Source organism: Streptomyces alanosinicus, from assembly GCF_014650595.1.
Lineage (GTDB): Bacteria > Actinomycetota > Actinomycetes > Streptomycetales > Streptomycetaceae > Streptomyces > Streptomyces alanosinicus.
In genome coordinates this window covers 25,333-43,135 of sequence record NZ_BMVG01000054.1, presented here as the reverse complement: position 1 = coordinate 43,135, position 17,803 = coordinate 25,333, and the positions used below count along the sequence as shown (strand labels likewise).

Genomic DNA, 17,803 nt, shown 5'->3' with positions numbered 1-17,803 from the left:
ACGGAACATGCGATCAAACGGACACGCCACCGGCGAGTGAACCTGACCAGGCCCTACTAGTAGTCCGAAGCGATGCTCTCCCACGCCGCGATCATGCTTATGCCTCGCAAGCTCATCCGGCCGTCTGTCCACCCAATGGCTGCAACTCCTCGCCCAGCTCCCGCAGTACAGTCCGCTTGATTACGCAGTGCCTGTCCGCGGTCACTGGATCAGTCGAGGGCGCTGCCGAGGCTGGCCAGCAGCACGCGCTCACACGCTCCCTGCCCGTCGACCCGGTCCACGAAATCGGCGATGAGCGCGAGTGCGCACGTCATCGTGCGGGACTCGCTGTCGGGGACCGGCCCGGCCAGGTCCCGCCAGGCCACCGGGTCGCGCCCCTCGAAAGCGTCCTTCACGACTTGGCGCACCATCGGAAAGTCGGTCGGCTCCACGAGCCCGGCCCACTTGCTGACTTTGTCCCACAGCGTCTGGGTGAACCGCTCGGCGAATTGCTCATTCCCGGGACGGCTGGCACCGATCTGGTGGAGGGCGCCATCGATCAGGAATACCGTCCCGCGCAGGAGTTCGACTCTGCCATAGAGTGCCGTGGCTGCCGCGATGCGCTCACTCAGGACAGGCCACGCCTTCTGGTCGTCCCCCGAGCGCAGGATGGTCGCCTGGTCCCACGCCGCCTGAACTGCGCCGATCTTGACCTTCGCACCAGGCTTCGTCATGACGGTCGAGCGTAGTCGGGCAGTCCGATCCAGCGGATGGCGATTACGCGATCAGACCCGAAAGGGGCGCGGCACAGGACAGCCCCCCGACAGGATTCAAGAGCCTGCCACGTTCAGCGACTCCGCAGCACTGTTGCAGACAGTGACCTTGTCTAATGACGCCGCGGCGACGACGGGCGCTGGCCGATGCGTCGCGCAATCGGCCACACGCACGCGTCTCTGGCCAGTCGGCCGACAGGACACTACGCCGGCCAGTGGCCGCTGCACATGACCGGCCGGTGGTTCTGGCCATCCGCCCACCCGGCGGCGCACACGACTGTGGCCGGTCATGGCCAGTCCTCGTGCGGCCATGACCGGTGGCCGACACGACGGGAACCGGTCACCGGCCAATGGTCGCCGCGGTCGGCTGCCGTCCCTTCCCGGGCAAGGCTCACGCGTGAGTTCCTGCTGCGCACTGCATGGATGCCCATGGCCCGACCTGCGGGTATTCGCAGCATGTGCAGTGGGTATCCAGGCGGGGCAAGGGGTTGGGTATCCGTACGGTGTCACCGTTGCGAGGACCGGATGCCCTTCATCCTGAACCGCGGCCACTGACCGACCACGATCTGGCCGCCGGTCACCGATGCGCGACCAAGGGCGAGGTGACCAGGATCGTGGGCGGTCAGGCAATCGGGAAGGGCGTATCCGTTGGCCGATGACACGGAGGGCCGGCCGCGCCGAGCACGGCATTCCAGGGTCCGGCGTACCGACTGGCCGGTCCGTACGCCACAAGCTCCGCCTGTCGGCCACGATTACTCTTCGTATCTGACTGGCTTCACGCCGGGTCGCAGGCCGCAGGTGAGAAGAGCCGACCGCCGGGCGCCAGCACACGGCCGAGTCCATGCAGTGCGGCTGCTTCGGTGTCGCGCTGATTGGAGGGCGGTGGCCCACCAAAGTTCTGGGGACGCTTGAGCCGAGCAACGGGCGCGTTGGCGCGCACCGGCTCAGGCCCAACTTGTAGAGTGCGATCCTCCTCGTACGCCACGCGCCCTTTTTGGAGCTGCCTTGTTAACGCTCGTTGCTCTCATCCGAGTAGTTGGTCATGGAGAGCTTCGCTCACGGGCTGACGTGGAGGTGACCCGTGGCGATCAGTGATTCGGATATCTCGGGCGTCCTTGGTGCCTACCTTGAGCGCTACCCGGAAGAGGCCGAGCAACTGTCCGAGCCTCTGCGGCTCTTGACTCAAGGCTGGGACTTCGCCACTCGGCGGAGCTTCCCGATACACGTGACCGTTGGCGCGCTCCTCGTCCGCGATGACACCGAGATCCTGCTCATCGAACACCTTGCCTACGGGATCACCCTGCAGCCCGGGGGCCACCTCGAGCCGACCGACACCACGCTGATCGATGCGGCAGTGCGCGAGTTGACGGAGGAGACCGGCATCGACTCCAGCCAGATCTTCCCCGTCTCGCCGACTCCCGCCTACATCGAGTACGGCAAGGTGCCGGCCAGGCCCGAGAAGGACGAGCCGGAGCACTACCACCTGGACATCGGATACTCCTTCACAACGGACCGGGCCGAGGTCGGGCGCATTCAGGAGTCCGAGGTGTCCGGCGCCGGCTGGTACCCGCTGGATCTGGCCGAGCGTCTCGTCGGGCACCGCATCGCGCGAGCGATCAGCACGCCAGCCCAGGCGGGCTGACCCGGGCCCACGGTCGAAGCGGCCCGCGAGACCGGGGCGCGCCGGTCGAGGCTCCAGCTTCGTTGTTCGTCGTCCTGCCGAACCGGCCGCGGTGTGGGTTCGCTCATTCGAAGGACGGCTTGCTGTCCCGGCTGCGCTTGAGCTCGAAGAACCCGTCCGTCGCGGCGACCATGGCCAGGCCGTCCCAGAGCTGTCCGGCAGCTTCACCGCGGGGAGCCTGTCTGAGCACGGGGCCGAACAGGGCCGTGCCTGCGATGCGGAGAACGGGTGTCCCGACGTCGAGGCCGACCTCGTTGAACGCCTCGTCGTGCGAGTCCTTGATGAGCTGGTCGTACTCCGTGCTCGTGGCGGCCGACGCCAGCGAGGCGGGGAGGCCCGTCTCGGCGAGAGCCTCGGTGATCACGGTGGGATCTTCGCGTCGCCGCTGGTTGTGCAGCCGGGTGCCGATGGCGGTGTACAGCGGCCCGAGGACGTCGCGGCCGGCGTGTTCAGCGGCGGCCACGCAGACCCGCACCGAGTCCCAGGCCTTCTCCATCAGCGTGCGGTAGTCGTCGCTGAGTCCCTTGCCCTCGCGCTGTTCGAGGTTGAGGTAGGCCAACGACATGATCCGCCAGTCGGCGCGCACCGGCCTGACCTTCTCGACTTCCAGGAGCCAGCGCGAGGTGACCCATGCCCACGGGCACAGTGGGTCGAACCAGAAGGGCACCTCGGTGAACTCCTGCTCTTGGTTCTTCACCGAATCGAGCACCGTCCTTTCTCGGATCGGTTGTATGGATGCCTGTGTGGCGGTCAGACGTCGAACAGCCCGCCCTGGACGGGTCGGTTGGCCTTGGCGGTACGCCCTGCGGTCTTGACCAGAGCCGCGAGGTCGGCGAACTGAGGGTTGTTGTCGGCGGCGCTGATGAGCTGGAGGAAGACCTTCGCGGTGACGTCGACGTCGGCGTAGGCCCGGTGGCGGTCCGGCGGTTGCGGGATGCCGAAGTGCGCCAGCAGTGTGTCGAGTTTGTAGTTCGGCAGGTTCGGGATGAGGTGCTTGGCCAGCGGGATCGTGTCGAGGAAGTCGGTTCGGGCCAGCGTCGGGCAGTGCTCGGCCTGGTGGTGGATGATGCCTGCCTCGGTGGCCGCGTGCTGGGCCACCAGCAGGTACGGGGTGCCGGCCGTGAGGCGCCGGTCCAGCGCCCCCAGCGCCCCGGCCGGGGCGGGGGCCTGCTGGAGCTGCTCGGCGGTCAGGCCGGTCTGGGCAGTGTCCGCTGGTGTCACCGGGGCGAACGCAGGCGGCCGGATCAGGGACGCGCTGCGGCCGGTCTCCTTCCACCCGCCGTCCTGGTAGCGCAGGGCGAGCGCGGCGACCTCGATGGGTTGGGCCGGGTAGCCGGTGGGAGTCGTCGTCTCGAAGTCGATGACCACGAAGGTCGTCGCCCGGAAGGCCGGGTCCTCGGTCAAGCCGCCCATCTGTTCACCGTTCTCGTAGGTTCCGTCGCGCCGTCGGCCCCGACCTGTGTCGAGGCGGGCATGCCCGAGCACCGGCCGCCGTGATGCGATGCGCCGTCACCGGCCGATGAGGCCGGCGACGGCCCGGGTCGCCGTCGGCAGATCCGGCGCGTTCCAGCGCCGCTCACCCGTCCAGGTCTCACTCAAGGACCGGTACAGGTCTGTCATCACCGGCAGGAACTCGGGCGGGAGCGCGGCGGGCCGCGGCCACCGGCTGCGGGGCACGCCGTCGACGATCAGCCTGCTGACCGGGATCTCGTTCCCGGAGCCCACGTACCAGTCCCGCAGGACCTGCTTGCCGCAGTGCACTCCGCCCAGCATCAGGCGGCTCTCGTCCGGCGTGCCGGGGCTATCGGCGAGCACCAGGTCCTGATCGCTCGTCACCAGGTACTCGGCCTTGCCATCGCAGTGCCTCAGCCCGACCTTATCCGCGTGCCCGGTCAGCACGGCATTGACCTTGACGGTGATCTCACGCAGGGCTTGGAACTGCTCGTCGTCCAGGCCGGCGAGATGTTGGGCGTCGCCGGGGGTGAGGAACCGGTTGACGTCTTCCCGGGTCGTCGCGTACTCGATGAGCGGCCGCTCCAGCTTCTGGCCGACCGCAGGGACCGCGTCGAGTCCGACGTCGGCCGGGGTGAGTTCGCCGGCGGCCAGCCGCCGGTGGACGGAGCTTCCGGGCGGGAGCTCATTGCGGAAGAGGACCTGGAGGGGGATCAGGTAGTTGCCGGAGTCCGGGGTGAGGGGGTGGGCGGCCGGGTCCGGGAGACGGGCGAGGGTGAACTCGATCCGGTTCGGGGCGATGAACCGTCGGAAGTGCGTCCGTACGCCCTCCTCCTCCAGCATCGTGAAGTTGAAGACGGCCATGCGGCAGGTCGCCTCCCCCTTGCCGGGGATCGGGTCCGGCATCCGGCCGTAGTGGAAGACGGTGTAGCGGTCGGTGTACTCGAAGACGCCGACGGCCAATGCGACGACGTTTTTGATGGCGCCGCCGAGTTCGCAGCCGATCACGTCGGTGTTCGTGTAGGGCCGGAAGTACGGGGTGTGGCAGGTGGCCTGGACGAGCGCCGCTGTGTTCTCGTCGGTGCAGGCGGCGACGCTCGCGACGGGATTCCGGGCGACGATCTCCCCGGCGAGATTGGGCCCGGATAGCACGGCGATCCGCTCGGACCCTGCGCCCGTCGTCTCGGCGATGACTTCGCTCATCGTCCTGCTGGTGCCCAGTTCTCCTTTCCGCTGTTCAAATCTGTCTCATGAGATCTGTGGTTCAGTCTCGATCCGCTGGTAGTGGTACGAGACAGGTGAGCTGACGGGAGTTCTTCCCTGGCCCCTGGTGGAGGGTGAAGGTGGATCTTGCCTTCGTGCAGTCCGGGCTGCTGGAGAGGTTCCTGGACAGTGACGTGATCTCCGCGGCGGACGTGGCTGTTCTGCTGAAGCGGCGGGGTGTACTGGATGGGACGCCGGTGTTCCTCGAGAAGGAGACGCAGATGCCGGTGCCGCCCCTGTGCGAGTACGGCAGGTACCTGTCGACGGCGTTGCTGGACGAGACCACGCTGAAGGACTACGGGCGGGCGGTCGGCCGACTGGATGATCACCTGGCCGGTCTGCCCGGTCAGGCCGCGTATGCGAGGAAGTCCCGTACCGCTGGTACGTCCTGATGGCTGCTCAGCCCTTCGCGCAGTTCGGTGAGGGTGTCGGTGGTGCGTGCGGAGTCCACTCCGCCCATGGCCCCGATGACCTGGTGTCCGACCTCCACGGCGGCGTCAACCTCACCGAGGCCGAGGTGGGCCTCGGCCTGGCGGGCCAGGTAGATAGCGGTGCCTCGGGCTTCTCGCTGGGTGTCGTAAGGGTCGGCGTGGTCGAGGGCTGCGGTGAAGTTCTCCAGCGCCCGCTTCGGCTCGCCCAGGGTCAGCGCGGAGCTGGCGGCGACCTGGTGGAGTTCGCCGTGGTTGATCCAGTACATCGACGGCAGGTCCTCGTCGGGCGGCGGCGCTGTGTCGTAGGCGGCGAACGCCTTGTCGACCTGGTGCCAGGCGGCGGTGGGCTCGCCGGCCTTGGAGTGCGCGCGGGCGGCGCGGGCGTGCAGCATGGCCACTACCCGCGGTGAGGTGATGTTGCGCCGGTCGGCCAGGGCGCCGTCGATGAGGTGGAGGGCTCCTTGGGGGTCTCCGGCGTTGTAGCGCAGGTTGGCCCAGAATGCGAGGGTGATCGCGCCGAGGGTGGGGTTGGCGGCGGAGCCGGAGGCCCGCAGCGATGTGAGGAAGTGCCGTTCGGAGGCGGCATGCCGTCCGGCGTCATAGGAGCACCATCCCGCCAGGCGCGCGGCTTCGGCCGCGCATCCGAAGAGGCGCCGGCCGGTCGTTTCGGAGTACGAGGCGTCCTTGAGCAGGTCGGTGATCAGCCGGAGTTCGAGGAGCGCGGCGTCGTAGACCTGCCCGGCGCCGACGGTGTCGTCCAGGTGCCGCAAGGCTTCGAGGCGAACGTCGAACAAGTCGGCCGCCCCAGTTCCGACGCGGCGTCCGCGGTCGCCGACGGCGACGGCTGGGGCTGCGGTGGCCCACTGGGCCAGGGAGGCCGTGAGCGCGCTGGCGGTGGCGATCAGGAAGCCGCGACGGTCCACGTGCCCTCCCTTGTCGGTCAGTACTTTCACGGTACCCGCCGGACTCCAGGGGGAGTCCAGAACGATGCGGTCGTCGTTGAGGGCGAGGAGGAGGAAGTCGGGCCAGCCGAACCGTTCGACGTCGGCGAGGTCGATGTGGTGCAGGCTGGCGATGGCTAGTTGGGCGGTGCGCTCGGGTGTGGTGCCTTCCCGTGTCCAGCGGCTCAGTTTCTCCTTCCTGAACGCCATCGCGCCGTAGCCGAGGGCCTTGTGGCGGTCGGCCACCCGCTTGAGATACGCGGCTGCCGTGAGGTTGTTGCGGGCCAGCAGCGTGTGCAGCGGGTGGAGCTGAAGGGGCGTCGTCATCGGCAGCCTCCCCGAAAAGGCCGGACGGTCCAGTGTCCCGTCGTGCCGCGCCCGCCGGGAAGGGCACCGGCACCTGGTAGGCAACGGGAGGCAACCGCACGGCAACCCGCAGCAACGGCCGCCGCCTTCACGGGTTCTCTCACCTGCGCGGATGGTGGAGGACGCCCACCCCGACCGGGCGGCGTGCTCTGCTCTCGCGAGCCGAAGGAGGCCCCGTTGCGTATCCTCGTCGACGGCTTGGACCTGTCCGGCAAGACCACCCTGGTGTCCGCGCTCACCACCGAGTTCGCCGCTCGTGGCCGCCCCGCGGCCCGCCACCGCGGCATGCTCGCCGCCCACCACCCCCTCCGGCCGCTGCTGAAGAAGCTGCCGCTGGTGAAGCAGCCCGACAGCGCCTTCATCACCACCGCGTTCCTGACGGCCGGTTACGCCCTGGACGCGCTGCTGGTGAAGGTCGACCCGCCCGTGCGGGACGGCACACTGGTGATCCAGGACGGGTACGCCGACCGCACCGCCGCCTTCGGCATGGCCGGCGGCCCCTACCTCGCGGCCGTGCTCGCCCTGCGCTGGCCCAGGCTGTTCGCCCCGTTCGACGTCGCGGTCTACCTGCACGCTCCCGCCGAGGTGAGGGCGGCCCGCCTCGCCACGCGGGAGAAGGCCGACGCGGTCGACATCCGCGGGGTCCAGGACGCGGCGTTCGCCGAGACGTTCACCGCCATGCTCATCCGCGGCATGGGCCGCCGCCACCGTGCCCTGTTCGTCTTCGACACCTCTACCGTCAGCCCCGCGCAGATGGCCGAAATGGTCGCCGACGCCGCGCTCGGTACTGGGCCGGTCGTCCTGAGCCCCGTCGACGCGGGCTTGGAGCGTGCCGCGTGAGGCCCCTGCGCGTGCCTGATCCGGCGCTGAGCGAGGCGGCCGGGCGGGCGCTCGCCGCAGCCCTGGCGGGCCGCCCGCTGGTCTCGGCCGAGCGGTTCACCAGCTCTATGCGCACCGCCTACACGGGCCCCGGCGCTATCCCGGTTCTGCGGCCGGTGGTGGCGGTCGGCTGCTACCCGGCCTGGCCGGCGGCCGCGGCGCACACGGTGCTGGCGGCCGAGGAACGCACTCGTGTGCGTGGCCCCGTCCAGCGGCACGGCTGGCAGGACGCCGTCGACAACGACGCGCGCGCCCTGCTGGCCGGCCTGCCGAAACCTCCGGTCATCGCCGCCTGGTACGCCACCGGCCGGCTCCGTGCGTGGGCCGGGCCGTCCGGCACCGTCGCGGCGGTCGACGGGCGACTGTGCCGGACGGTGGAGGACAAGGCGTCCTTCGACCAGTTACTGAAGGACGCCGGGGTGCCGGACAGGGTACGTATCCCGTGCGTCCGCGTCGACGGCCGTCTTCCCGGGCTGTTCGAGCTGCGGCGGGCGGTCGGCGCCGACCGCCTGGTGGTGCAGGCGGGCGCCGACTCCGGCGGCCGGGGCACCGTCTTCGTCGACACCGACGCGGACCTTCGGCGGGCCGCCGCGATGACGGGCCCGTACAAGGTGGCCGCGTTCGTGGATGGCTGGTCGTCGAACACCACCGTGCTGTCCGTGCCCGACGGCGCCGGCGGGATCGCCGTGTATGTCGACCGGCCCTCCCACAAGGCCGTCGGCGTCAGCGAAGCCGGGATCGGGCCTGGCAAGAGCGTGGGCAACGACTGGTCCAGGCCCTGGCCCGGGCCAGCCGCCGCCGACCTGGTGGAGGCCGCCGTGAGGATCGGCGAGCACCTGTGGCGCACCCGCCGGATGGCGGGGCTGTTCGGCCTGGACGCCCTCCTCACGCCCGACGGCCGCGTGCTGTTCAACGAGATCAACTGCCGTAACCAGGGCAGCACCGAGGTCTCCGGCACGAATCAGCAGCTGCGCGGCCTGCCGCCGTTCCTCGCCGCCCACCTCACCGTCGTCCTCGGCGGCCGGGCCGACTGGCTGCCGGACGTCGCCGAGTTCAACGCCGGCACCATCGCCGCGGCGTCGCCGCCGGGGCCCGGCCCCTTCTACCTCAAGCTCCGCCACCGGGGCGACGCCCCGGCACGGCTGACCGGCCTGAAAGGGCCCGGCATCTACCGGCTGAACGGCGACCGCCTGGTGTGGCTGCGCGAGGGCGCCCACCCGGCCGAAGCCGACGCGGACGCCGACGAGGTCCTGCTGACCGCGCTCCCGGACGAGACGACGGTCTGCCTGCCCGGCGCAGAACTGGGCACCGCCGAAGGACTCACCTCCGGCCCCGGCTCCCCATTTGCTGCACCGCACGACCTGTCCGGCCTCGGCCGCGGCGTCATCGACGCCCTCAGCCACCAGCTCGTTCCCGTCCCTGTCCCCGCCCCTTCGGCCTTCGTGAGGTGACCGCCATGACCCCCACCGTGACGACCGTGTCCGACGTGCGCGACCAGCTCGCCGCACTGCCCACCGAGGCGTTCACTCGCCTGCAGTACCTCGCCCCGGCGGTCGGCTGCTTCAACCGCTGCGCGTTCTGCTCCCAGGGCGCCGGACGGGACGTGTGGCAGCTCACCGAGGACGGACTGACCGGGCTGCTCACCGCCCTCGCGGACACCGCCGACCAGCGGGGCCTGGCCGTCGCCTCCGGACGCATCCACCGCCCGCGCGTGGTCTTCCCGTACCTGGACAACGACATCGGCTCCTACCCCCACCTCGACGCCTACGCCGCCCTCGCCCGCGAACGGCTCGGAGTGCGGCTGAGGGTGTCCACGGTCGGCTTCTCCGCCCGCTCACCGCAGCTGACGGCCATGCACCAGCGGCTGGTCGCCGACTTCGGAGACGTCTTCGACGGCATCCGCTTCTCCGTCACCCCCTACACCTGGGGCTTCGCCGACCGCGGACCGGGCATGTCACGGGCCGCGTACGTCGAGGACCTCGCCGCCGCGCTGCGGGTCTACCGGCCGCTGCTGGACCACCTCGGCCACGGCGCCGCGAGCGCGGCGTGCGAACTGCGCTTCGCCCCGCTGCTCGGGCTCAGCGAGCTGACCGACACCACCGTGGACGGCCGCCGAGTGCTGGCCTGCGGTCCGCACCTGCTCATCGCCCGGGAGCAGGGCGGCGAGGTACTGCCCGAGACCGTCATCGAGCGCCTGGACGAGCACACCCAGCCGGTCTTCTCCCGCCCCGGCACCGTGTTCTTGCACGTCGTCTCCGATCACGTCGCGCCCACCGCCGAAACGGTCCGCACGGCGCTCGCCGGCACCCTGGCCGTGCCGCACCGCAGCGAGTGGGTGCGCGTGCACCGCTTCGCTAACGCCGACGGCCCCTACTACGCGGCCGACCCCGACTTCCACCCGGACGGCACCTTCACCGCCCTGCACCTCTACCCGAAGACCGCCCTACGCAAGGCCGCCGGGTACACCGACGCCACCCGCTGGTTCCTGAACACCCTCCTCGCCCACAAACAGGCCCACGGCCTTGAGCGGCGCGCGGAGTTCCACGACGCGACCGGCCACGATGTCGACGCCGTCCTCGCCGCGCTCCTGGACGAGGCGCAGGCCCTGAAGGAGACGGACGCGACCGCCGCAGAGCACCTGCGCACCAGCGTCCACCCGCAGGTAGCCGCATACGCAAGCGCCCTGGAGCGGGCCGGCTACCCGCCCAGCACGTTCTTCAGCCGCCGCTTCACCATCGACACCGGGCAGATCGTCAACCAGGGCCGCGCCAAGGCCCTGCTGCGCGGCCTCGCCGCGACCGACGGCGAGCCGATGACCCCACGCGAGGAGCGCGGCTTCGGGCAGGTAAGCCTATCCACCGTGCGCGGACCGATCTGGCGCATCACCCCGCTGCCCCTCAGCCGGGCCGGACACCTCCCCATCAGCGTGGCGGGACTGAAGAACCCCGCGACCACCTCACCGAGCCTCCTCGTCGAGGAACTGGACCCCTGCCACCTCTCGCCGGTGATGCGCACCACCGGCTGCCGTCTGCGCCGCCACGTCCTCACCCTGCCCTCAGGGTGGATCGAGCACGTCGACCTCACAACCGGCCGCGCGGCCCACCTGCTGCCGGGACTGGCCACCGCAGCCTGACCAGCCCAAGGGATAAGGGGGGACGGCGCCGGGACGGGTGAAGTCGAAGCAAACCCGCCCGGCGCCGTCGGCGCGGCCGCAATACTGGCCGCCATGACAAGCACCCCCGCGGCCCCGACCCCGTTCTCCCGCATCAAAATCCGTACCAGCGCACTGGTGTTCTGCGGCGACGACGTGGCCCTCATCCGCCGCGACCGCGCCGACTCGGTCCACTACACGACCATCGGTGGCAACGTCGAACCCGCCGAGCCACTGCCGCACGCACTGCGTCGGGAATTGGCCGAGGAACTCGCCCTCGACGTGGACCAGGCCGAAGGTGGAGAACTGCTGTGGGTCGTCGACCAGCGTGTCTCCCGCCCAGGTGCCACACCGCCGCCCCGCAAACTGCACCTGGTCTACCGCTTTCACGTCACCCCCCAGGTCCGGCAGAAGCTGGCGCAGCAGGAGTTCGACGAACTGCCCGACGGCTCCCACGAGGCTGGCACGATCGAGTGGGTGGACTACCGCAAGACAAGCGACCTGCCGCTGTTCCCGCCGATCGGCACAGCACTGGCCGCCCTGGACTCCCCGCACGCCGCCGTCGCCGACGCCTGCCTGGAGGCAGTCACGGACGACAACTACACATGGATCTGACCCGTCCCGTGACAGCAGAACCCTCAGATAAGAAGATCCGTGTCACCGTCGATCTTCCGCGCGCCGACCATCAGGCGCTCAAACGCTGGTGCAACACCGCGGCTTTGGACCTCGACCTCACCAGAGTTTCCCTCGCCCAGGTCCTCGGTGCCCTTGCCGCGGAGTTGACCTCCGATCCCGCGGGCCGCCTCGAGGGACTCGACGGCCGCCTTCGTTCTCGACTCGGGGGCGTGGACGACCCCGAGGTCGCCTTCACCACCGCCATCCCGAAGAGCCTCCAGCAGCAGCTCAAGCTCGCGTCCGTGGTCTACAACACCACCATCAAGGCCGCTGCAACCGAGGCGGTACGCATGTGGCTCGCCCAACACCCGTTGCCCCAGCAGAACGTCCTCGATGCCGCGCAGCAGCTCGCCGCGCTCGGCCTTGGCGACGACCTCGCGGGCGAAGGCGACACGCTCGGCGATGAGGCGCCCATATGAGGAACGCCTGAGTGGGTGACGCTGTCTGGATCTTGAAGAGTGGGAGTTCAGTGGCGTGCCCGACCCACTGACCTCGTATTCCTCGACATTCGAGAGATCTCTGCTCCGGTGGTCTTGCCACGGTGAAGCTCCGTTGGCCCGCGCTCCCCGGGGAGACGGGCTGGTGGCGTCTCAGTCGAACCGGTCACCTTGTGCACCGGTTTCGTGTACCGGCGCCGGCCAGGCCGCATTGGCTACGCTGGGCCGCCGACGTGCACGTCGTACCAGCAGCGTGATCAGAGGGAGGCCGGTCGGTGACGACCCGATTCGCCGTGTTCGGCGCTGGTTCCTGGGGCACGGCGTTCGCCGTGGTCCTGGCCGACGCGGGATGCGAGGTCTCCCTGTGGGGGCGACGCTCCGAGCTGGTCGACGTCATCAACACAACTGGCACCAACCCGGAGTACTTCCCAGGTGTCGAACTCCCGACGGGGATCACGGCGACGACCGATCCGGCGAAGGCCGCGTCGGGCGCCGACTTCGTGGTGCTCGTGCCCCCCTCCCAGACGCTGCGCGCCAATCTCAGCACCTGGGCGCCTGCGATTGCCCCGACCACTGTGCTGGTCAGCCTTATGAAGGGCGTCGAACTCGGGACCGCCAAGTTGATGAGCGAGGTCATCGCCGACGTCACGGAAGCGGGCCCGGAGCGCATCGCCGTTGTGTCGGGGCCCAATCTGGCCGGTGAGATCGTCCGGCGACAGCCTGCGGCCAGCGTCGTGGCCTGCAAGGACGAATCCGTCGCGATGCGGCTCCAAGCCGCCTGTCACAGCAGCTTCTTCCGCCCGTACACCAGCAGCGACGTGATCGGCTGCGAGCTCGGCGGCGCCGTGAAGAACGTCATCGCCCTGGCCGTTGGCATTGCGGACGGCATGGGCCTCGGCGACAACACCAAGGCAACACTGATCACCCGGGGCCTCGCCGAGACCACCCGCCTCGGAGAGGCGATGGGCGCCGACCCACGCACCTTCGCGGGCCTGGCCGGCATGGGCGACCTCTTCGCCACCTGTTCCTCACCCCTGTCACGCAACAACACCTTCGGCGCCAACCTCGGCCGCGGAATGACGCTGCAGGAGACCATCGCCGCAACAAAGCAGACTGCGGAGGGCGTGAAGTCCTGTCTGTCCGTGCTTGACCTCGCGCACCGTCACGGCGTCGACATGCCCATCACCAACACAGTCGTCGACATCGTCCACGGCGGGAAACCCCCTCAGGCTGCCGTCAAGGAACTCATGTCGCGTTCAGCGAAGCCTGAGCGGCACTGACTCACTCACGCCCTTGCAGTTGCTGGCTCGCGCGGGGCGCAACTGGCTCCCGTGCTACTGGTGGGAGCCAGTACTCGCGTCTTCCTATCGCTCCGGGGGCATCGGGGTGAGGTCTATGTTGGCGACGGCGACTCCGCGGCGCAGCACCGGGACCGAAGAGCGATATTCGGGCAGGATCGGCAACGGCTCGCCAAGTGCCAGGCCAGTGCGATTGCGCGTGCTGCCGTCGGACACCGCATAGGTCTCGTCGGTTGAGAACGCGCCGCGCAGTCGCCAAGCCGCTACTGGCTCGCGGTCCTTGACCGCTACGACGCGCTCGCAGTCGCTCGCCTTGCTGACCGTGATGGCCCAAGCCCGTTCCACCCAGACCTCAAGCTGCTTCAGGTCGTAGGTGTCACGGAACGACTGGTTGACCGACACGAACAGGATCGGACACAGCATCCCGCTGCTCCTCTCAGAGCGCCTTCCGGGCGCTCAACTCTGGGCTCGCCTCTGCGTGCCCTGTGCGCCCAATCTAGACCGGGCGGCGGTGACCCGTACCCTGATCACCGAACCAGCCTGCATGGTGTCGGCCAAGACGTCTCAGCCGACATTTCGCCCACCCCCCTGGCAGGCTCTCGCCAACACCACTGATGTCCAGGCCAATCACGTGGCCGGCGCCAAGCCACATGTCTCATGAGACACGCTGAGCGCGAAGAACAGTTCGATGCCCTTCATCAGCGACACGAACACGGTGCGCGGCTCCCAGAGGGCCCGCCAGGCTTCCAGCAGCGGGCGGGCGCTCTGAGCGGAGACCGCGAGGACGACGATGTCAGCGCCGCGCGCGGCTTCGGCCGGGTCGGACGTGGCCGTCACGTTCGCCGGCAGTTTCACCTCCGGCAGGTAGTCGGGATTGCTGCGGGTCTCGTTGATCGTCTCGGTCAGGGCGGGGCGGCGGCCCCAGAGTGTGACCTCGCATCCGGCGTCGGCGAGGACGAGGGAGAAGGCGGTTCCCCAGGAGCCGGCTCCGTAGACGGCGACACGACGGGACATGCGATGGATCTCCTTGCAGGTCGGCCCGTGGAGCGGGCACTGCGCCCCGGTCACCGGGAGGTTTACTCCTCGGGGCGCCTCAATGTAACGGCGAGAGAGCAACGGTCATCGAGCGTGGCGCCCCGCGTGCGGGCCTCGATGAGCATGCTGTCGGTTGGCTCGTCGCCGAGTTGCTTGCGCAGGTCGGTCTCGTGCTCGATCCACAGCCAGTAGAGGCGCTGCCACAGCAGCGGCTCGTGGGGGCGTTCCTCTTCCGCCTCGCAGATCAGCCCGGCGTAGGCGGCCTGCTCCGGCCACGGTGGCAGGACCGGGTTCGTACGTCGGCGGCCGGAAGTGACGACGGCTCGGGCACCGGGCCGCAGGATGCGGTAGATCTCGCGCAGCGCGGCCGCCCGGTCGAGTTCGCAGCCCAGCGCATCCACGCACACAAGGCCATTGGCGTGCCGGTCCGGCAGCCCGGTCGCGCGCAGAGAGCCCACCGTGAATCTGGCGCGCTCGGCGGGGACGAATTCCCGGGCGCGGCCGGTGGCGATGCGCACGGCTGTGGCGGATATGTCGACGCCGGTGACGTGCGTGGCGAGTGCGCGGGCCAGCCACAGGCCGATGCCGCCCGTGCCGCATCCGAGGTCGACGAGCTGGTGTCCGGGTTCCAGGCGCAGGGCGCCGACGATCGTTGCGATCAGTGGCCAGTCGACCGCGCCGGCCGCGTTGATCTCGTGCGGATAGACGTCGCCCATGGCCTGGGCGTACAGGTCGCTGACGATGGTGGCGGTCTCGCGGGCCGCGTGCATTTTGTCGTACACGGCGGCGAGCTGCTGCTCCCGCTCGGTGAAGTCCGGGCTATCCACGGCGGCTCCCAGGACGCGGGATGGACCGGATGATGCGCATCTCCAGACCAGGGCTGACGACCTTGACGGCCACGTACGCGGGCGAGTTATGCAGCGGGAAGGCGATCGGCTCGTGCCCGACGGTGGCGGCAACCCCGGCGGCGATGGCGGCCAGGTTCAGGCCTAGGTCGTCGTCCGGCTCCAGGTGGTGGATCAGGTTGTTCCAGTTGCCGACCGGGAGGTCCGCCGGTGCGGGACGCTCGGGGTCGGCGGCGAAGGCGTTCTCGTGGATGTCGAGATCGTCACGGGTGCCGGCGATACACGTCAGACGGGACTGGGCGGCCTCGGCGAGCGCGCGGGAAAGCGCGATCTGCGGGGCGAAGTGGCAGCCGGACCCGGCGAAGGTGACCGGATAGTCCTCCGACCAGATGTAGGCGGCACACACCGGCACGCCGTAGGCGTTGTCGACCCATGCGATCTCCAGCCACATCCCGGCATCGAGGAATCGTCCGACCAGGTCACGGCAGTACGGGTCGGTCACGGTGGCCGGTTCGACGAGCGTCCTGAACCGGCTGCCGCTGACGTAGTCGTCGTGCAGCACGTCGCGCTCGACTGTCTCCAAAAGGGCGTGCAGCGTGGCCTCGGGCAGTGTGTTGCCGCAGGCCATTCCGTTGCTGGTGACGTGGAAGACTTCCGGTTCCGCCGCGCTGGGGTGGACCCTGCGTCGTACGACGTCGGCGGGGATGAGTACCGGTTCTCCGGTGACCAGTCCGTGGCCGGTGACCCAGTCCAGTGGGACGTCTTCGAGCGAGGGGTGGTCGATCTTCACCGGCAGCGCGTGCATCGGGTATGGCAGGTCCAGGTCGCGGTGCGTCGCGCGGATATCCGCCTTCAACGGCTGCTCGGCATGCCAGAGTTCGGCGGATTCCAAGACTGCGGAGATCTTGGCGAGCGTGTCGGTGGCACCCTTGCCCTGGGAGGTGACGAGCGTGTGGGCGTTAGGCCGTACGGCTGTCCACACGGGGATGCCGAGGTGGTCGAGGCCGGTGAGCCGGGCGACGCGGCTGATGCCGAGCCGTGCGATGTGCGGCTTCAGCGCGTCCCAGGTTTCCTCGGGGGTGCGGGCGCGGACGGTGCCAGTCAGGGTGATCGAGGTCATCGGCGGGCCGTCTCCTGATCCTTGAGAAAGCCGAGGACGAACGGCCGCGCCGCATCGACGGCTTCACGGGCGCCGTGCAGGCCGCGCACCCACGCCTCCTTTTCCAGCCCGTCCGGGCCCGTGCCCCACACTGCGGCGAGCATGTCGCGCACCACGCTCTCCTTGATCGCCTCCGGGAAGAAGCCGCGGTTCGCCTCGCGGGCCTGTTCGTTGACGGCCGAGTACCTAGCGACGTCGGTGCGGTCGGCTGGCGTCTCTCGAATCAGCAGCCGGGCCGCGGTCTGTTCGTCGGACAGGTCCACGCGGGGGTTGATCACTGCGCAGGCGACGGTCCAGGGCAGGTCGGTCGTGCCGAGGCTGATGAGGTAATCCCACCACACCTGCTTGAACCGCGGGTCGAAGATCTGCTGGAAGGTCACTCGCTCCAGCGTGCGGAGCCGGCCGTGCTCTGTGTCGAGCACGGCGAAGGAGTTGGCCCACTGCCTAAAGCAGCGCGTCGCCCACACCAGGCCCTCCACCGGTTCGGCCGGGGTCTTGGCCATCTCTCGCGCGAGGTCGAGAGCGTCAAGGGCGTCCTGCCGCTTCACGTCACCGAAGTGCACGTCGGCGGCCAGCTCCTGCGCCAGCCAGTCGGCGAAACCGGGCAGGTTCTCTCGGCGGCTTATCTGCATGACCGCATCCAGCGACCGGTGCGCGTAGTACACCTCGGCGAGAGATCCGACCAGGCGGTCGGCCCGGGCGGTGTCCACGATGCGCTTGCGGAGGGCGTGGCTGAGGACCTGGCGCACCCTGACCAACGGCCATGTGCAGGCGCGCGGGTCACCGCCCGCCGCCTGAGCGACGGTCACCTCGTCGTCGCCGTCGAGCTGACCGGTGGCGTAGTCGTGCCAGACCGACCCGATGCCGATCATGCCGCAGTCGGCCAGTTCGGCCGCCCGCAGGGCGCCGATGCTGGCAGCGCCGATGACGCGGACGCCCCGGCCGAGGGTCCAGATGATCTCCTTGTGCCGGACGGCTGGCGCATGGTGGTAGACGCCGTCGATGATGACGACGGTGTCGCCGACCATGATCGATGGATCGAACAGATCGCCGTGTCGGATCGGTGGCCGTAGCCGTAAGTCCGGGTCTTTCAGGGCTGGTTCGTCCGGGCTCAGCGTGGGCCCGGTGAAGACGTGGATCACGTGATCTCCAGAATGAGGGGACGCGCAGATGAGGCGGGCGTCCGGCCACCACCGTGGCCGAACGCCCTTCGAGCCCGGATCAGAAGGTGTAGCGCTCCTCCTGCTCGACGTCCTCGGACCGCACAACGGCCGAGGTGTCCACCAGCTCCTCGACGTCGGTGCCGTCGGCGACGACCACCGTCGACTGCGCGGCTTCCTGTGCCTTGGACATGTACCTCCCCTCCCTTCGCTGGTAGTCGGATCCGCCCGGAGGACACGTCGTCTTCCGAGTCCTGCACCCGGCGCCGGCCTTCTCG

The 17,803-nt window shown here is 69.5% G+C and carries 18 protein-coding genes and 2 pseudogenes; 8 read left to right on the top strand and 12 right to left on the bottom strand.

The annotated features are described in order from the left end of the window. Positions 1 to 209 precede the first annotated feature (209 nt). A complete protein-coding gene (locus IE277_RS42690; protein ID WP_189959093.1) occupies positions 210 to 713 on the bottom strand; it encodes a hypothetical protein in 504 nt (167 codons plus the stop codon). Between the two features lie 1,120 nt (positions 714 to 1,833). Between IE277_RS42690 and IE277_RS42685 the strand changes: the two genes are divergently transcribed. Continuing rightward, positions 1,834 to 2,394 (top strand): NUDIX hydrolase, encoded by a 561-nt coding sequence (locus IE277_RS42685; protein WP_189959092.1) that lies wholly within the window; start codon positions 1,834 to 1,836, stop codon positions 2,392 to 2,394. Positions 2,395 to 2,497: 103 nt separating this feature from the next. Here the strand turns inward: IE277_RS42685 and IE277_RS42680 are convergent, their stop codons facing one another. From IE277_RS42680 to IE277_RS49940, 4 genes and pseudogenes are all read right to left on the bottom strand, one after another. Next, positions 2,498 to 3,130, bottom strand: a complete 633-nt coding sequence (locus IE277_RS42680) for a mycothiol-dependent nitroreductase Rv2466c family protein (protein ID WP_189959091.1) — start codon at positions 3,128 to 3,130, stop codon at positions 2,498 to 2,500. 53 nt (positions 3,131 to 3,183) lie between these two features. After that, positions 3,184 to 3,846 (bottom strand): 3'-5' exonuclease, encoded by a 663-nt coding sequence (locus tag IE277_RS42675; protein WP_189959090.1) that lies wholly within the window; start codon positions 3,844 to 3,846, stop codon positions 3,184 to 3,186. Positions 3,847 to 3,942: 96 nt separating this feature from the next. Further along, the gene (locus IE277_RS42670; protein WP_373310998.1) at positions 3,943 to 4,848 is read right to left on the bottom strand and encodes a phosphoribosylaminoimidazolesuccinocarboxamide synthase; all 906 of its coding nucleotides are present in this window, start codon (positions 4,846 to 4,848) and stop codon (positions 3,943 to 3,945) included. Continuing rightward, a pseudogene (locus IE277_RS49940) lies at positions 4,834 to 5,109 on the bottom strand (NAD(P)H-dependent glycerol-3-phosphate dehydrogenase); the annotation flags it as partial. The gene IE277_RS42670 and the pseudogene IE277_RS49940, both read right to left, overlap by 15 nt. A gap of 119 nt (positions 5,110 to 5,228) precedes the next feature. On the opposite strand from IE277_RS49940, the gene IE277_RS42660 reads away from it, so the two are divergent. Next, a complete protein-coding gene (locus IE277_RS42660) occupies positions 5,229 to 5,540 on the top strand; it encodes a hypothetical protein (RefSeq protein ID WP_189959089.1) in 312 nt (103 codons plus the stop codon). On the opposite strand, the gene IE277_RS42655 is transcribed toward IE277_RS42660, so the two are convergent. Beyond that, positions 5,495 to 6,847, bottom strand: a complete 1,353-nt coding sequence (locus tag IE277_RS42655) for an NsdA family TPR-like regulatory protein (protein WP_229882446.1) — start codon at positions 6,845 to 6,847, stop codon at positions 5,495 to 5,497. The two genes, IE277_RS42660 and IE277_RS42655, sit on opposite strands and share 46 nt — an antisense overlap. A 216-nt stretch (positions 6,848 to 7,063) precedes the next feature. On the opposite strand from IE277_RS42655, the gene IE277_RS42650 reads away from it, so the two are divergent. The 6 genes from IE277_RS42650 to IE277_RS42625 all read left to right on the top strand — a co-directional run bounded on the left by IE277_RS42650 (position 7,064) and on the right by IE277_RS42625 (position 13,308). Next, positions 7,064 to 7,726, top strand: a complete 663-nt coding sequence (locus IE277_RS42650) for a nucleoside/nucleotide kinase family protein (protein WP_189959088.1) — start codon at positions 7,064 to 7,066, stop codon at positions 7,724 to 7,726. Continuing rightward, positions 7,723 to 9,216: an ATP-grasp domain-containing protein gene (locus tag IE277_RS42645; protein ID WP_189959087.1), complete on the top strand. Its 1,494-nt coding sequence runs from the start codon at positions 7,723 to 7,725 to the stop codon at positions 9,214 to 9,216. The genes IE277_RS42650 and IE277_RS42645 overlap by 4 nt, the downstream gene beginning before the upstream one ends. Before the next feature lie 5 nt (positions 9,217 to 9,221). Beyond that, positions 9,222 to 10,898, top strand: a complete 1,677-nt coding sequence (locus IE277_RS42640) for a hypothetical protein (RefSeq protein ID WP_189959086.1) — start codon at positions 9,222 to 9,224, stop codon at positions 10,896 to 10,898. Between the two features lie 93 nt (positions 10,899 to 10,991). Next, entirely contained in the window at positions 10,992 to 11,531 is a 540-nt protein-coding gene (locus IE277_RS42635; RefSeq protein ID WP_189959085.1) for an NUDIX hydrolase, read from the top strand. Continuing rightward, positions 11,522 to 12,010, top strand: a complete 489-nt coding sequence (locus IE277_RS42630) for a hypothetical protein (protein WP_189959103.1) — start codon at positions 11,522 to 11,524, stop codon at positions 12,008 to 12,010. The genes IE277_RS42635 and IE277_RS42630 overlap by 10 nt, the downstream gene beginning before the upstream one ends. A gap of 293 nt (positions 12,011 to 12,303) precedes the next feature. Next, a complete protein-coding gene (locus IE277_RS42625) occupies positions 12,304 to 13,308 on the top strand; it encodes an NAD(P)H-dependent glycerol-3-phosphate dehydrogenase (RefSeq protein WP_189959084.1) in 1,005 nt (334 codons plus the stop codon). 84 nt (positions 13,309 to 13,392) lie between these two features. Here the strand turns inward: IE277_RS42625 and IE277_RS42620 are convergent, their stop codons facing one another. The 6 genes and pseudogenes from IE277_RS42620 to IE277_RS49065 all read right to left on the bottom strand — a co-directional run bounded on the left by IE277_RS42620 (position 13,393) and on the right by IE277_RS49065 (position 17,718). Next, positions 13,393 to 13,749: a hypothetical protein gene (locus IE277_RS42620; protein ID WP_189959083.1), complete on the bottom strand. Its 357-nt coding sequence runs from the start codon at positions 13,747 to 13,749 to the stop codon at positions 13,393 to 13,395. 237 nt (positions 13,750 to 13,986) lie between these two features. Next, positions 13,987 to 14,340, bottom strand: a pseudogene (locus tag IE277_RS42615) (2-dehydropantoate 2-reductase N-terminal domain-containing protein); the annotation flags it as partial. A 62-nt stretch (positions 14,341 to 14,402) separates the two neighbouring features. Further along, positions 14,403 to 15,188, bottom strand: coding sequence for a class I SAM-dependent methyltransferase (locus IE277_RS42610; RefSeq protein WP_229882445.1), 786 nt, complete (start codon positions 15,186 to 15,188; stop codon positions 14,403 to 14,405). Then, a complete protein-coding gene (locus IE277_RS42605; protein ID WP_189959081.1) occupies positions 15,181 to 16,326 on the bottom strand; it encodes a YcaO-like family protein in 1,146 nt (381 codons plus the stop codon). Before IE277_RS42605 ends, IE277_RS42610 begins: the two co-directional genes overlap by 8 nt. Beyond that, entirely contained in the window at positions 16,323 to 17,507 is a 1,185-nt protein-coding gene (locus IE277_RS42600) for a TfuA-like protein (RefSeq protein WP_189959080.1), read from the bottom strand. Before IE277_RS42600 ends, IE277_RS42605 begins: the two co-directional genes overlap by 4 nt. Positions 17,508 to 17,586: 79 nt before the next feature. Next, a complete protein-coding gene (locus tag IE277_RS49065) occupies positions 17,587 to 17,718 on the bottom strand; it encodes a hypothetical protein (protein ID WP_268252729.1) in 132 nt (43 codons plus the stop codon). Between the last annotated feature and the right edge of the window lie 85 nt (positions 17,719 to 17,803).

Excerpts from the sequence above, each read along its gene's own strand:
- IE277_RS42690 (WP_189959093.1), bottom strand. The coding sequence starts at position 713 with ATGACGAAGCCTGGTGCGAAGGTCAAGATCGGCGCAGTTCAGGCGGCG.
- IE277_RS42675 (WP_189959090.1), bottom strand. The coding sequence starts at position 3,846 with ATGGGCGGCTTGACCGAGGACCCGGCCTTCCGGGCGACGACCTTCGTG.
- IE277_RS42655 (WP_229882446.1), bottom strand. The coding sequence starts at position 6,847 with ATGACGACGCCCCTTCAGCTCCACCCGCTGCACACGCTGCTGGCCCGC.
- IE277_RS42640 (WP_189959086.1), top strand. The coding sequence starts at position 9,222 with ATGACCCCCACCGTGACGACCGTGTCCGACGTGCGCGACCAGCTCGCC.
- IE277_RS42635 (WP_189959085.1), top strand. The coding sequence starts at position 10,992 with ATGACAAGCACCCCCGCGGCCCCGACCCCGTTCTCCCGCATCAAAATC.
- IE277_RS42630 (WP_189959103.1), top strand. The coding sequence starts at position 11,522 with ATGGATCTGACCCGTCCCGTGACAGCAGAACCCTCAGATAAGAAGATC.
- IE277_RS42620 (WP_189959083.1), bottom strand. The coding sequence starts at position 13,749 with ATGCTGTGTCCGATCCTGTTCGTGTCGGTCAACCAGTCGTTCCGTGAC.
- IE277_RS42605 (WP_189959081.1), bottom strand. The coding sequence starts at position 16,326 with ATGACCTCGATCACCCTGACTGGCACCGTCCGCGCCCGCACCCCCGAG.
- IE277_RS49065 (WP_268252729.1), bottom strand. The coding sequence starts at position 17,718 with ATGTCCAAGGCACAGGAAGCCGCGCAGTCGACGGTGGTCGTCGCCGAC.